Origin of the sequence: Burkholderia sp. BCC1988, assembly GCF_905339895.1 — a bacterium.
Lineage (GTDB): Bacteria > Pseudomonadota > Gammaproteobacteria > Burkholderiales > Burkholderiaceae > Burkholderia.
Genome location: NZ_CAJPHA010000001.1, coordinates 178200 through 190852, shown reverse-complemented (window position 1 = coordinate 190852; position 12653 = coordinate 178200). Strand labels below are relative to the sequence as shown.

Here is a 12653-nt window from a genome sequence, read left to right as displayed (position 1 = left end):
AGACCACACCATGACCAAAACCACCGCACCCGCGCCGACCGGCGCCCATGACGACAAGCGCCGCCGGCTGCTGCGCGCGGCCGGGGCCGCCGCGCTCGCCGCACCGGCGATCACGCTCGGCCGCAAGGCCTGGTCGGCGCCGCCGCTGAAGAAGCTCACGTTCGCGTGGAACCAGAACGCGTTCTGCCTGACGCCGATCGTCGTCGCGCAGGAGAACGGCTTCTTCGAGAAGAACGGGCTGAAGGTCGAACTGATCAACTACAGCGGATCGACCGACCAGCTGCTCGAATCGATCGCGACCGGCAAGGCCGATGCCGCGGTCGGGATGATCCACCGCTGGCTGAAGCCGCTCGAAGCCGGCTTCGACGTGAAGATCATCGGCAGCTCGCACGGCGGCTGCGTGCGGCTGCTCGGGTCGAAGACGGCGGGCGTGACGACCCTGCAGGCGCTGAAGGGCAAGACGGTCGGCGTCAGCGATCTCGCGGCGCCCGGCAAGCATTTCTTCTCGATCCTGCTCGCGAAGAACGGCATCGATCCCGAACGCGACATCACGTGGCGGCAGTATCCGGCCGACCTGCTCGGCGTCGCGGTCGACAAGGGCGAGATCCAGGCCATCGCCGACGGCGACCCGAACCTCTATCTGCTCGAGAAGCGCAGCAACGGCGCGTACACCGAACTCGCGACGAACCTGTCCGGCGAATACGCGCGCAAGGTGTGCTGCGTGATCGGCGCGCGCGGCGACCTCGTGCGCAACGACCGCCCGGCGGCCGCCGCACTCGCGCGCTCGATCGTGCAGGCCACCGAGTACACGCACGACAACCCGAACGAAGCCGCGAAGGCATTCGCGAAGTATTCGCCGAAGATCAACCCCGACGACCTGCGCAAGCTGTACGCGACGCTGACCTACACGCACCATCCGACCAACGTCGACCTGCAGCAGGAAATCGCGTTCTACGCGGACGATTTCCGCCGCATCAGCGTGCTGAAGAAGAGCACCGACCCGCAGCGCTTCGCGCAGCAGGTCTATGCGAACGTGCTGGGGTGACGCGATGTCGACGATCGAACACGCGTCCGCCGCGCGCACCGCGTCCACCTCGGGCAATGCCGCCACCGCGGCGCCGCCCGCGACTGCCACGTCCCGTCCCGCGTGCACGGCCTGCGACGCGACGCTCGCGGCCGAAGCCCGCCGGGCACGCACCTGGCCGACCGGCGTCGTCGCGGCGCTCGCGTGGGCCGCGCTCGGCGCGGTGACCTACGTGTGGCCGAACCGCGTCGTCGGTTTCACCGACTGGGCGTACACCGACACGTTCGGCATCGCCGCGTGGGCGATCGGCGCGCTGCTGCTGGCCGCCGCGACGCTCGGCCATCGCGTGCCGGCCACGCGCGCGCGGCTCGCCCGCGTGCGCTCGGCCGGCCCGTGGCTCGTGGCGCTGCCGCTCGTGCTCGCCGTGTGGGAAATCGTCACGGCCAAGACCGGCTGGCTGCCGACGCCGTTCTTCGCGCCGCCGCAGGCGCTGATCGAGGTCTACGCCGACGACTGGCCGCGCCTTGCCGGCAGCGCCGGCAACACGCTGAAGCTGCTTTCCCTCGGGTTCGCGTACGGCGTCGCGGTCGGGTTCGCGGTCGGCGTCTCGATCGGCTGGTCGCGCCGCATCGGCTACTGGGTGCATCCGGTGCTGCGCGTGCTCGGCCCCGTGCCGGCCACCGCGCTGCTGCCGCTCACGTTCTACTTCTTCCCGACGAGCTATTCGGCCGCCGCGTTCCTGATCGCGCTGTCGACCGGCTTCCCGGTCGCGGTGCTGACGTGGTCGGGCGTCGCGAGCGTGAACCGACAGTACTACGACGTCGCGCGCACGCTCGGCGCGAACGCGCGCTTCCTCGTGTTGCGCGTCGCGATTCCGGCCGCGCTGCCGCACGTGTTCGTCGGCATCTTCATGGGGCTGAGCGCGTCGTTCACGGTGCTGGTCGTCGCCGAGATGATGGGCGTCAAGTCGGGGCTCGGCTGGTACCTGAGCTGGGCGCAGGGCTGGGCATCGTACGTGAACATGTATGCGGCGCTGATCGTGATGGCGCTGCTGTTTTCCGGGCTGATCGCGCTGCTGTTCGCGGTGCGCGACCGTGTGCTCGCGTGGCAGAAAGGAACCGTCAAATGGTAAGCGCCGCCGTTCTCGAATCGTCCGTTGCCACGCCGCCCGCCGCGCTCGACGCCACGGCGCCGCGCGGCGCGCGCATCGACATCCGCCGCGTGAGCCACGCGTTCGACGGCCCCGGCGGCCCGCTGCCGGTGCTCGACGACGTCACGCTGTCGGTCGCGGCCGGCGAATTCGTCGCGCTGCTCGGCCCGAGCGGCTGCGGAAAATCGACGCTGCTGCGGCTCGTCGCGGGCCTCGACGCCGCGCGGCAAGGCACGATCGCGCAGGACGGCACGCCGATCGAGCGGCCCGATCCGTCGCGCATCGTCGTGTTCCAGGATCCGACGCTCTACCCGTGGCGCCGCGTGCGCGCGAACGTCGCGCTCGGCCTCGAGGCGCGCGGCGTGGCCCGCACGTCGCAGCATCGCGTCGACGATGCGCTCGCGCGCGTCGGGTTGCAGGAATTCTCGAACGTGTTTCCGCATCAGCTGTCGGGCGGGATGGCGCAGCGTGTCGCGCTCGCCCGCGCGCTCGTCAACGATCCACGCCTGCTGATCCTCGACGAGCCGCTCGGCAAGCTCGATTCATTGACGCGGCTGACGATGCAGGCCGAGTTGACCGCGCTGTGGCAACGCGACGGGTTCTCCGCGCTGCTCGTCACGCACGATGTCGAGGAAGCGCTGTTTCTCGCGCAGCGCGTGATCGTGTTCGGGCCGCGGCCCGCACGCATCGTCGCGGAACTGCGTGTCGACCTGCCGTATCCGCGCCATCGCGGCGACCCGCGTCTCGCCGAACTGCGTCACGAAGCGCTGCGGCATCTCGGACTCGATGCGAGCTGGTAGATGCGCAGTGCCTTTCGCAGGATGGCCGGTGCGCGGCAAGGGCCGCGCCGATGAACGCGCCGCCGTTCGCCGACTGGGCGCTCCTGTTCCTGCAACTGCTGTATCGCACACAGATCGCGTTGGCCCGGGTGCTGCATGCGCTCGGCCTGACCGGCGATGCCGACGGACAGGCCGCGTGGCCCTGGGCACACCGCATCGCGCTCGAAACGCTGCGCATCGACGCGGGGCTCACGCGACAGCTTGCATTTGCCGTCGCGATGACCACGCTCGCCGCGGCGCTCGGCTGCATCGCACTCGTGTCGCGCAAGTGGCGGGCGGCAGCGGTAATCGCCGCGCTGGCCGTCGCGTGGTTCGCGCCGTGGCCGCCGGCGTCGCTGTGGCTCGCGCCGGCGGTGCCCACGAGTTTCCAGCGCAGTCCCGCCGCGTTTTCCGTCGCGAACCTGATGCGCGGCGCGCATCTGTATGCGCAACATTGCGCAGCCTGTCACGGCGCGGACGGCCGCGGCGAAGGCCCCCTCGCGGCGAGCCTCGCGCATTGGCCGCCGACCTTCGCGGGCGCACTGCTTGCCCGCCGGCTCGACGGCGAACTGTATTGGCGCATGCGGCACGGTACGCGCGACGCGCGCGGCGCGGCGTCGATGCCGGGCTTTGCCGCGACGCTCGGCCCGGCCGACACGTGGGCCGTGCTCGATTACCTGACAGCGCTGTCGGCCGGCAGCGGCGCGCAGGCGGAAGGAGCGTGGCCCGTGCCCGTTCCGCTGCCGGCGCTCGACGTGCGCTGCGGCAGCGCCGCGCCGCAACCGCTCGAGCGCTGGCGCGAAGGCCAGCGCGTGCGCATCGTCGCGCTCGCGCCGGGCGGCACGCCGCCTCGGGAAGACCCGCGCTGGCAGACGCTGCTCGTCACCGCCGGCGATACGTCCACGCCGCCACCGCCGGTCGGCACGCGCGCGAACTGCGTCGCATCGACGCCCGATGCATGGCAAGCGTTCGCGACGATTGCCGGCGTGCCGCCCGCTGCGTTCGGCGGCACGCAACTGCTTGCGGACCGGCGCGGCTGGCTGCGGGCGCGCGCGTTGCCGGGCAGCGCGGGCTGGTCGGCCGACGACTTGCTGTGCCGCTCGGATGCCGCGGCACGAGCGCCGGCCGACGCCGCGAACGTCGATCCGCTGACCGCGCTGCTGCTGCGCGTGGACGCCGAACCCGTACGCGACGTGCAGGCCGGGCTCCCGCATTGAATCCCTGAACCGTTTTCCCGACGAACCGAACTTCACGATGAATCCGACCCGACGCCACTTCCTCGCGCAAGCGAGCGCCCTCGCCGCCGCCACCCTCGCCGCCGCGCCGGCCACGCTGCATGCGCAATCGGACGCGCGGCCGCTGCTGCGTGCCGGCGACCAGAAAGGCGGCCTGCGCGCGCTGCTCGAAGCGGCCGGCGAACTGAACGGCCTCGCGTACGACATCGCATGGACCGAATTCCCGGCCGCCGCGCCCCTGGCCGAAGCGCTGAACGCGGCGGCCGTCGACTGCGGGCCGATCGGCGACGCGCCGGTGATCTTCGCGCTCGCCTCGGGCGCCCGCATCAAGGTGATCGGCGCGAACCGGTCCGACCCGTACGGCACCGCCGTGCTCGTGCGGCCCGACGCGACGCTGAAGGACGCCGCCGACCTGAAAGGCAAGCGCATCGGCACCACGCGCGGCTCGATCGGCCATTTCGTCACGTTGAAGGCGCTCGACGCGGCCGGCCTGCCGCCCGACGCCGTCTCGTTCCGCTTCCTGCCGCCGGCCGACACGATGCTTGCGCTCGCAACCGGTTCGATCGATGCGTGGGCGACGTGGGAACCCTATACGGCCCTCGCGGAAACGAGCGGCCGCGCGCGCGTGCTCGTCAACGGCCGCGGCCTGTGGTCGGGCTTCAGCTACATCGCGGCGACCGACGCGGCGATCGCGTCCAAGCGCGACGTGCTGCACGACTTCCTGCAACGGGTGGTGCGCGCGCAGGTCTGGTCGTACCGGCACGTCGACGCGTATTCCGCGGCACTCGCGCGCATCATCGGCATCCCGCCGGCGGCCGCGAAGCTGCAGTTCGAGCGCCGCAACACGCGCTGGCAGCCGATCGACGCGACGGTGATCGCCGGGCAGCAGCGCACGGCCGACTTCTACCTGAAGGCCGGGCTGCTGCGCCAGCCGCTCGACGTGCGCACGACCTTCGACCTCGGCTTTCCGCTGGCGTAACCGGCCGCGGCCGTGCGGCGGCCGGCAACCGCCCAAACGGCTTTCGCACGATCTGGCACAATCGCGATTCGACCATCCTGCCCGTGTCAGCCAGCGTCATGCCAGCCATCTCCGAACTCTTCGTCTACCCGATCAAATCCTGCGCCGGCATCGCGCTGTCGCGCGCGCAACTGCTCGAAACGGGCCTCGCGTACGATCGCCACTGGCTGATCACCACCCCGGACGGGATGATGATCACGCAGCGCACGCACCCGCGCCTCGCGCTGATCCGCACCGCGCTCGAGCACGACGCGCTCGTGCTGAACGCGCCGGGCATGCCCGAGATCCGCACGCCGCTCGACGGCGACGCGACGCCGGCCACGCCGAAGATGGCCGCGACCGTCTGGCGCGACACCGTCGACGCGATCGACACGGGCGCCGCGACGGCCGCATGGCTCACCGAATTCCTCGGCACGCCGCTGAAGCTCGCGCGCTTCGGCGCGGATGCGCGCCGCGGCTGCAACCGCAAATGGACCGGCGACATCGACACGCACACGCAGTTCGCGGACGGCTATCCGCTGCTCGTGATCGGCCAGTCGTCGCTCGACGACCTGAACGCGAAGCTCGTCGCGAAAGGCGCGCCGGCGATTCCGATGAACCGCTTCCGCCCGAACATCGTCGTGTCGGATCTCGATGCGTATGAAGAGGATTTCGTCGAGCATCTCGACGCCGAAGGCGACACACCCGTGCGGCTGCGCCTCGTGAAGCTGTGCACGCGTTGCCCGATGCCGACGATCGACCAGGTGACCGGCGCGCCGAACCCGGCGTGGCCGCACGAGCCGACCGACACGATGCAGACGTATCGCGCGCATCCGAACTACGACGACGCGCTGACGTTCGGCATCAATGCGATCGTGGTCGAAGGCGCGGGAGCCTGGCTGGAGGTCGGGCAATCGCTCGAAGCGGAGATCGGGTTCGGCGATTGAGCGATTGGGCGAACCAGCCCTTCTACTGCGCCGCCGTCGGCAACATCACCGTCACGATCAACCCGCCTCCCGCCGCATCGGCCAGCGTCACGCTGCCCTGATGCACGCGCGCGATCTCGCGCACGATCGACAGCCCGAGCCCCGTGCCTTCGACCGTCTGCGTCTTGCTGCCGCGATGGAAGCGCTCGAACACCGCGTCGCGTTCGCCGGCCGGAATGCCCGGCCCGTTGTCGATCACGTCGAGCCGCGCATGGTCGCCATCGCGCGACACGCGCACCGTGATCACCGCGCGGTCGCCCGAATAACGAATCGCGTTGTCGATCAGGTTGCCGATCAATTCGCCGAGCAGGTCCGGTTGGCCGAGCACGTCGACATCCGCCTCGTGCTCGAAGCCGAGATCGATGTCGCGCGCGCGCGCGACCGGCGACCAGTCGAGCGTCACGCTGCGCGCGAGCCGGTGCAGCGCGACCGGCTGGTGCGCGACCGCCTGGCCGCTGTCCGAATCGAGCCGCGACAGCGACAGCAGCTGCTGGACGATCTTCGCGGCCTGCCGCACCGCGCCGTTCACGCGCCGCAGATGCACGTTCACGCGCGGCTGCTCGTCCGGCCGCAACGCCAGCTCGACGCCGGCCTGCACCGCCGCGAGCGGGGTCTTCAGCTGATGGGCCGCGTCCGCGAAGAAACGCCGCCGCGCGACCTGCATCCGCTGCGTGCGGCCGATGTACTGGTTGATCGACTCGACGAGCGGCGCGAGTTCGCTCGGCATGCCGCCGGTATCGAGCGGCGTCGGATCGCCGTCGCTGCGCGCGGCGACCGTCGCCGACAGCCGGTTCAGCGGCCGCAGCCCGCGCCCGACGCCGAGCCACACGATCCCGAGCGCGAGCACGACGAGCAGCCCCTCCTGCAGCAGCGAGCCCATCAGGATCTCGCGCGCGAGCGCCTGGCGCGCCTCGATCGTCTCGCCGACCATCACCCACACGATGCGCGTCTGCGCGGTCGGCACGTCGTGCACCGGCACGCGCAGCGCGGCCATGCGCAATTGCTCGCCGCGATAGACGACGTTGTAGTAGCGCGTGACGAACAGCGTGCCGTCGCCCTGCGGCAGCGGCAGGTCCGGATAGCCGGTGATCGTGCGGCCGTTGTCCTCGCGGATCAGGTAATAGATCTTGCCGCCGTCGCCCGACTCGAACATCTCGAGCGCGAGATACGGCAGGTCGACCTCGATCTCGCCCTCGTTGAACCGCACGCCTTCGCGGATCGACTTCAGCGACGACGACAGCGTGCGGTCGAACGCGACGTGCGCGGCGCTCATCGCGCGCTGGTACGTGAGCCACGAGTCGAGCGCGAGCAGCCCGAGCAGCGGCAGCAGCAGCCACAGCGCGACCTGTGCGCGCAGGTTCGGGCGTGTCACCATGCTTCCCGCCGGGCTGCACCGACCAGCGTGGCGGAGAACGCGTGCGGCCTCGCTCCGCGCCCGTGCAGCCGGCCGGCTTTGCCAGGCCGGCCGCGGATGGCAGACGCGCCCCCGGCAGGCCGCGAACGTGTCGATCCCGAGCAGCGCTTTGGCGCGTACCGCGGCGCCATGCAAAGAAGGCAAGCCCGGCGGCGGTTCATCCGGCCGCCTTCGCTTCGAGCAAGTATCCGAGGCCGCGCAGCGTGACGATCGCGACGCCGGTGTTCTCCAGCTTCTTGCGCAGCCGGTACACGTAGATCTCGATCGCATCCGCGTTGACCGACTCGTCGAGCCCGAAGATCTTCTCCGACAGCGTCTCCTTGTTGATCGCGCGGCCGTTGCGCAGGATCAGCACCTCCAGCACCGAGCGCTCGCGCGGCGTGAGCGGCAGCGGTTCGCCGGCGAGGTGGAAGCTGCGGTCGATACTGTCATACGAAAGCGGCCCGCACTCGACCCGCGAATGCTCGTGGCCGAGGCTGCGCCGGATCAGCGCGCGGGCGCGCGCCTCCAGCTCGGTCAGCTCGAACGGCTTCGCGAGGTAATCGTCGGCGCCGAGATCGAGCCCCTTCACGCGGTCCTCGACCGAGCCGTGCGCGGTGAGGATCAACACCGGCACCGGATTGCGGCGCGCGCGCAGCCGCCGCAGCACTTCGAGCCCGTCGAGCTTCGGCAGCCCGAGATCGAGGATCACCAGCGCGTAGTCCTGCGTGCGCAGCACGTGATCCGCCGCCTCCCCGTCCGCCATGTGATCGACCGCGAAGCGCGCGGCACTCAGCGCGTCGTTCAACGACTGCGCAAGGTTCGGGTTGTCTTCGACGAGCAGCACACGCATGGGGACCTCGGGAAATCCATGACACAAAGGACGCTATTGTGAACCGAAATGAAAGCAGGCTGAAAGTGCGTCGCAATTAACATCCGCGTCACTCGAACAACACACACGCATAACTGGAGGAAGACATGCCGTTTGCACCGAAGCAGCTCGCCGCCGCGCTGGCGATCGTCCTGGGCACCGCCGCCGGCGCCGCCACCGCGCAGGTCCCGGCCGGGTATCCGGGTAACTACCAAGGTGTCGTGGACGCCGCGAAGAAGGAAGGCAAGCTGATCGTCTACTCGACGACAGACACGGGCCTCGTGCGCCCGCTGATCAAGGACTTCGAAAGCCTGTATGGCGTGAAGGTCGAGTACAACGACATGAACAGCACCGAGCTGTACAACCGCTACATCAGCGAGAACGCCGCGAGCAGCACCAGCGCCGACGTGCTGTGGAGCTCGGCGATGGACCTGCAGGTCAAGCTCGTCAACGACGGCCTGATGACGTCGTACGATTCGCCGGAAAGCGCGAACGTGCCGCAATGGGCGCAATACCAGAAGCAGGCGTACGGCACGACGTTCGAGCCGCTCGCGATCGTCTACAACAAGCGGCTGATTCCCGAGAACGAAGTGCCGAAGACACGCACCGACCTGATCAAGCTGCTCACGTCGCAACCCGACAAGTTCAAAGGCAAGCTGACGACGTACGACGTCGAGAAATCCGGCGTCGGCTTCAACGCGCTGACGCAGGACGCGCACCTGAACGAGAAGGTCACGTGGGAGCTCGTGAAGGCGATCGGCGCGACCGGTCCGAAGCTGCAGTCGAGCACCGGCGCGATGATGGAGCGCATCTCGTCGGGCGAGAACCTGATCGGCTACAACATCATCGGCTCGTATGCGTACGCGAAGGCGAAGAAGGACAAGTCGATCGGCTACGTATTCCCGAAGGACTACACACAAGTCGTGAGCCGCCTGGCCACGATCTCGAAGAAGGCGAAGAACCCGAACGCCGCGAAGCTGTGGGTCGACTACCTGCTGTCGAAGCGCGGCCAGACGCTGATCGCGAACCAGGCGAACCTGTACGCGATTCGCACGGACGTGACCGGCGAAACGTCGGCCGCGAGCCTCACGAAGGAACTCGGCGATTCGCTGAAGCCGATCCCGATCGGCACCGGCCTGCTCGTCTATCTGGACCAGTCGAAGCGGCTCGCGTTCCTGAAGCAATGGCAGCAGGCGATCAAGAGCTGATCCACTGATTCGCTGATCGGCTTCGGCCGACCGACGGCCGCCCGCCGCACGCCGCGCGGGCGGCCCCCTTCCCCTTACCGACTTCCTAGAGGCGGCCATCCGGATGGCCGCAGGGGCGAACTCATGCTTTCAACCAGCACACGCGGAGCGGCGCCGGCCGTTCCGCCCACCACCGGCCAGGGCGGCGCGATTCCCGCGCTGCAGGTCAGCAACCTGCAGCCGCTCGCCGGCATGCTGCGCTGGATCGTCGTCGCGGTGCTCACTGTCGCGGTCGCGCTGCCGCTCGGCTTCATCCTGTTCCAGAGCCTGCTTTCCGCGCCGTTCTTCGACGCGAACAGGACGCTCGGCGTCGAAGGCTTCCGCTTCATCTTCACCGACCCGGACTTCTGGTCGGCCGTGAAGAACTCGTTCATCATCGCCGGCGGGATGCTGTTCATCTCGATCCCGCTCGGCGGCATCCTCGCGTTCCTGATGGTGCGCACCGACCTGCCCGGCCGTCGCTGGCTCGAGCCGCTGCTGCTCACGCCCGTGTTCGTGTCGCCGATGGTGCTCGCGTTCGGCTACGTGGTCGCGGCCGGCCCGGTCGGCTTCTATTCCGTGTGGTTCAAGGAACTGTTCGGGGTGCAGAACGTACCCTGGAACGTGTATTCGATCTTCGCGATCACGATGATCGTCGGCCTCACGCACGTGCCGCACGTGTACCTGTACTCGTCGGCCGCGCTGCGCAACCTCGGCTCGGACGTCGAGGAAGCGGCGCGCGTGACGGGGGCGCGGCCGTTCCGCGTCGCGCTCGACGTGAGCCTGCCGATGACGATGCCCGCGCTGCTGTTCGCCGGCGTGCTGGTGTTCTTCCTCGGCTTCGAGGTGTTCGGGCTGCCGCTCGTGCTCGGCGATCCGGAAGGCCACCTCGTGCTCGCGACCTACCTGTACAAGCTGACCAACAAGCTCGGCGTGCCGTCGTATCACCTGATGGCCGCGGTCGCGGTGTGCATCGTCGCGATCACGTTCCCGCTCGTGCTGCTGCAGCGCCGCCTGCTGAAGACCGCGAACCGCTTCGTCACGGTGAAGGGCAAGGCCGGCCGTGCGACGGTGCTGCCGCTCGGCGTATGGCGCTGGGTCGCGCTCGCGATCGTCGCGCTGTGGCTGATGCTGACGGTGATCGTGCCGATCTCGGGCATCGTGCTGCGCGCGTTCGTGAGCAACTGGGGCGAAGGCGTCGCGCTCGCCGAAGCGCTGACGCTGCAGAACTTCATCGAGCTGTTCGAGCAGGACAACCTCGTGCGCGCGATCGTCAACACGCTCGGCATCGGCGTGATCGGCGGTGCGCTCGCGATCGGCTTCTACTCGCTCGTCGCCTTCGCCGGCCATCGCCGCAACGACTGGGCGACGAAACTGCTCGACTACCTCGTGCTGCTGCCGCGCGCGGTGCCGGGCCTGCTCGCCGGTCTCGCGTTCCTGTGGATCTTCCTGTTCGTGCCGGGTCTGCGCGAGCTGAAGAACTCGATGTGGAGCATCTGGATCGCATACACGGTCGTGTGGCTCGCATACGGGATGCGGCTCATCCAGAGCGCGCTGCTGCAGGTCGGCCCGGAACTCGAGGAAGCCGGCCGCAGCGTCGGCGCGACGCGCAGCCGCGTGTCGCTCGACGTGACGCTGCCGCTCGTGCGCTTCGGCCTGCTCGCCGCGTGGCTGCTGATCTTCATGATCTTCGAGCGCGAATACTCGACCGCCGTCTATCTGCTGTCGCCCGGCACCGAAGTGATCGGCGCGCTGCTCGTGTCGCTGTGGGCGACCGGCGCCGTCGACCAGGTTGCTGCGCTCTCTGTCATCAACATCGCGATGGTCGGCGCCGGTCTCGGCGTGGCCCTGCGCTTCGGAGTGAAACTTCATGGATAAGCTCATCGTCGACGACCTGCATCTCAGCTATGGCGCCAACCCGATCCTCAAGGGCGTGTCGTTCGAACTGAAGGCCGGCGAAGTCGTGTGCCTGCTCGGCGCGTCGGGCAGCGGCAAGACCACGCTGCTGCGCGCGGTGGCCGGCCTCGAACAGCCGTCCGACGGGCGCATCCAGCTCGACGACCGCGTGTTCTTCGACGGCGCGCGGCACGTCGACCTGCCGGTCGAACAGCGTTCGCTCGGCCTCGTGTTCCAGTCGTACGCGCTGTGGCCGCACCGCACCGTCGCCGACAATGTCGGCTACGGGCTCAAGCTTCGCCGCGTGGCGCCGGCCGAACAGAAGCGCCGCGTGCAGACCGCGCTCGACCAGCTCGGCCTCGGCCACCTCGCCGAGCGCTTTCCGCATCAGCTGTCGGGCGGCCAGCAGCAGCGTGTCGCGATCGCGCGTGCGCTCGTCTACAACCCGCCGGTGATCCTGCTCGACGAGCCGCTGTCGAACCTCGACGCGAAGCTGCGCGAGGAAGCGCGTGCGTGGCTGCGCGAGCTGATCGTGTCGCTCGGGCTGTCGGCGCTCTGCGTGACGCACGACCAGACCGAAGCGATGGCGATGTCCGACCGCATCCTGCTGCTGCGCAACGGCCGCATCGAACAGGAAGGCACGCCGGCCGAGCTGTACGGCGCGCCGCGCTCGCTGTACACGGCCGAATTCATGGGCAGCAACAACCGCATCGACGCGCGCGTCTCGGCCGTCGACGGCGAACGCGTGACGCTCGCCGGCGACGGCTGGGAGCTGCAGGCGCTCGCCCGCGACACGTTCGCGCCGGGCCAGGACGCGCAGGCCGTGATCCGCCTCGAACGCGTGCAGGTCACCGACGGCCCGGGCGCGAACCGGCTGCAGGCGGACCTCGTCACGTCGATGTATCTCGGCGACCGCTGGGAATACCTGTTCCATTGCGGCGAGATGCGCCTGCGCGCGTTCGGCCAGGTGCCGCGCGCGGCCGGCAAGCACTGGATCGAATTCCCGACCAACGACTGCTGGGCGTTCGCGAAAGTGGGCTGAACCGCTTCGCGGCGG

General features: G+C 69.4%; 11 protein-coding genes. 9 read left to right on the top strand and 2 right to left on the bottom strand.

Annotated features, from left to right (window positions below):
- The first annotated feature begins 10 nt into the window (after positions 1 to 10).
- The 6 genes from U4012_RS00795 to U4012_RS00770 all read left to right on the top strand — a co-directional run bounded on the left by U4012_RS00795 (position 11) and on the right by U4012_RS00770 (position 6171).
- Positions 11 to 1045 carry an ABC transporter substrate-binding protein gene (locus U4012_RS00795; protein WP_044842987.1) on the top strand — a complete coding sequence of 345 codons (1035 nt, stop codon included), beginning with the start codon at positions 11 to 13 and terminating at the stop codon, positions 1043 to 1045.
- 4 nt (positions 1046 to 1049) lie between these two features.
- Positions 1050 to 2156: an ABC transporter permease gene (locus U4012_RS00790; protein ID WP_321795313.1), complete on the top strand. Its 1107-nt coding sequence runs from the start codon at positions 1050 to 1052 to the stop codon at positions 2154 to 2156.
- Positions 2150 to 2974 (top strand): ABC transporter ATP-binding protein, encoded by an 825-nt coding sequence (locus U4012_RS00785; protein ID WP_124484935.1) that lies wholly within the window; start codon positions 2150 to 2152, stop codon positions 2972 to 2974. Before U4012_RS00790 ends, U4012_RS00785 begins: the two co-directional genes overlap by 7 nt.
- Positions 2975 to 3024: 50 nt before the next feature.
- Positions 3025 to 4209 (top strand): cytochrome c, encoded by a 1185-nt coding sequence (locus U4012_RS00780; RefSeq protein ID WP_321795309.1) that lies wholly within the window; start codon positions 3025 to 3027, stop codon positions 4207 to 4209.
- A gap of 37 nt (positions 4210 to 4246) precedes the next feature.
- Positions 4247 to 5206 (top strand): ABC transporter substrate-binding protein, encoded by a 960-nt coding sequence (locus U4012_RS00775; protein WP_321795307.1) that lies wholly within the window; start codon positions 4247 to 4249, stop codon positions 5204 to 5206.
- Between the two features lie 98 nt (positions 5207 to 5304).
- A complete protein-coding gene (locus U4012_RS00770) occupies positions 5305 to 6171 on the top strand; it encodes an MOSC domain-containing protein (RefSeq protein ID WP_321795305.1) in 867 nt (288 codons plus the stop codon).
- A gap of 22 nt (positions 6172 to 6193) precedes the next feature.
- Here the strand turns inward: U4012_RS00770 and U4012_RS00765 are convergent, their stop codons facing one another.
- Both U4012_RS00765 and U4012_RS00760 read right to left on the bottom strand, forming a co-directional pair.
- The gene (locus U4012_RS00765) at positions 6194 to 7585 is read right to left on the bottom strand and encodes a sensor histidine kinase (protein WP_321795302.1); all 1392 of its coding nucleotides are present in this window, start codon (positions 7583 to 7585) and stop codon (positions 6194 to 6196) included.
- A 196-nt stretch (positions 7586 to 7781) separates the two neighbouring features.
- Positions 7782 to 8456: a response regulator gene (locus U4012_RS00760; protein ID WP_044842980.1), complete on the bottom strand. Its 675-nt coding sequence runs from the start codon at positions 8454 to 8456 to the stop codon at positions 7782 to 7784.
- Between the two features lie 125 nt (positions 8457 to 8581).
- Here U4012_RS00760 and U4012_RS00755 point away from each other — a divergent pair, with 125 nt between their 5' ends.
- The 3 genes from U4012_RS00755 to U4012_RS00745 all read left to right on the top strand — a co-directional run bounded on the left by U4012_RS00755 (position 8582) and on the right by U4012_RS00745 (position 12638).
- Entirely contained in the window at positions 8582 to 9682 is a 1101-nt protein-coding gene (locus U4012_RS00755; RefSeq protein WP_044842979.1) for an ABC transporter substrate-binding protein, read from the top strand.
- 123 nt (positions 9683 to 9805) lie between these two features.
- Positions 9806 to 11578, top strand: coding sequence for an iron ABC transporter permease (locus U4012_RS00750; RefSeq protein WP_321795299.1), 1773 nt, complete (start codon positions 9806 to 9808; stop codon positions 11576 to 11578).
- Positions 11571 to 12638 carry an ABC transporter ATP-binding protein gene (locus U4012_RS00745; protein ID WP_321795297.1) on the top strand — a complete coding sequence of 356 codons (1068 nt, stop codon included), beginning with the start codon at positions 11571 to 11573 and terminating at the stop codon, positions 12636 to 12638. The genes U4012_RS00750 and U4012_RS00745 overlap by 8 nt, the downstream gene beginning before the upstream one ends.
- Positions 12639 to 12653 lie beyond the last annotated feature (15 nt).

What these genes read in the sequence shown, in the direction of transcription:
- U4012_RS00775 (WP_321795307.1), top strand. Translation starts at nt 4,247, where the DNA reads ATGAATCCGACCCGACGCCACTTCCTCGCGCAAGCGAGCGCCCTCGCC.
- U4012_RS00760 (WP_044842980.1), bottom strand. Translation starts at nt 8,456, where the DNA reads ATGCGTGTGCTGCTCGTCGAAGACAACCCGAACCTTGCGCAGTCGTTG.
- U4012_RS00745 (WP_321795297.1), top strand. Translation starts at nt 11,571, where the DNA reads ATGGATAAGCTCATCGTCGACGACCTGCATCTCAGCTATGGCGCCAAC.
- U4012_RS00770 (WP_321795305.1), top strand. Translation starts at nt 5,305, where the DNA reads ATGCCAGCCATCTCCGAACTCTTCGTCTACCCGATCAAATCCTGCGCC.
- U4012_RS00785 (WP_124484935.1), top strand. Translation starts at nt 2,150, where the DNA reads ATGGTAAGCGCCGCCGTTCTCGAATCGTCCGTTGCCACGCCGCCCGCC.
- U4012_RS00780 (WP_321795309.1), top strand. Translation starts at nt 3,025, where the DNA reads ATGAACGCGCCGCCGTTCGCCGACTGGGCGCTCCTGTTCCTGCAACTG.
- U4012_RS00790 (WP_321795313.1), top strand. Translation starts at nt 1,050, where the DNA reads ATGTCGACGATCGAACACGCGTCCGCCGCGCGCACCGCGTCCACCTCG.
- U4012_RS00795 (WP_044842987.1), top strand. Translation starts at nt 11, where the DNA reads ATGACCAAAACCACCGCACCCGCGCCGACCGGCGCCCATGACGACAAG.
- U4012_RS00755 (WP_044842979.1), top strand. Translation starts at nt 8,582, where the DNA reads ATGCCGTTTGCACCGAAGCAGCTCGCCGCCGCGCTGGCGATCGTCCTG.
- U4012_RS00750 (WP_321795299.1), top strand. Translation starts at nt 9,806, where the DNA reads ATGCTTTCAACCAGCACACGCGGAGCGGCGCCGGCCGTTCCGCCCACC.
- U4012_RS00765 (WP_321795302.1), bottom strand. Translation starts at nt 7,585, where the DNA reads ATGGTGACACGCCCGAACCTGCGCGCACAGGTCGCGCTGTGGCTGCTG.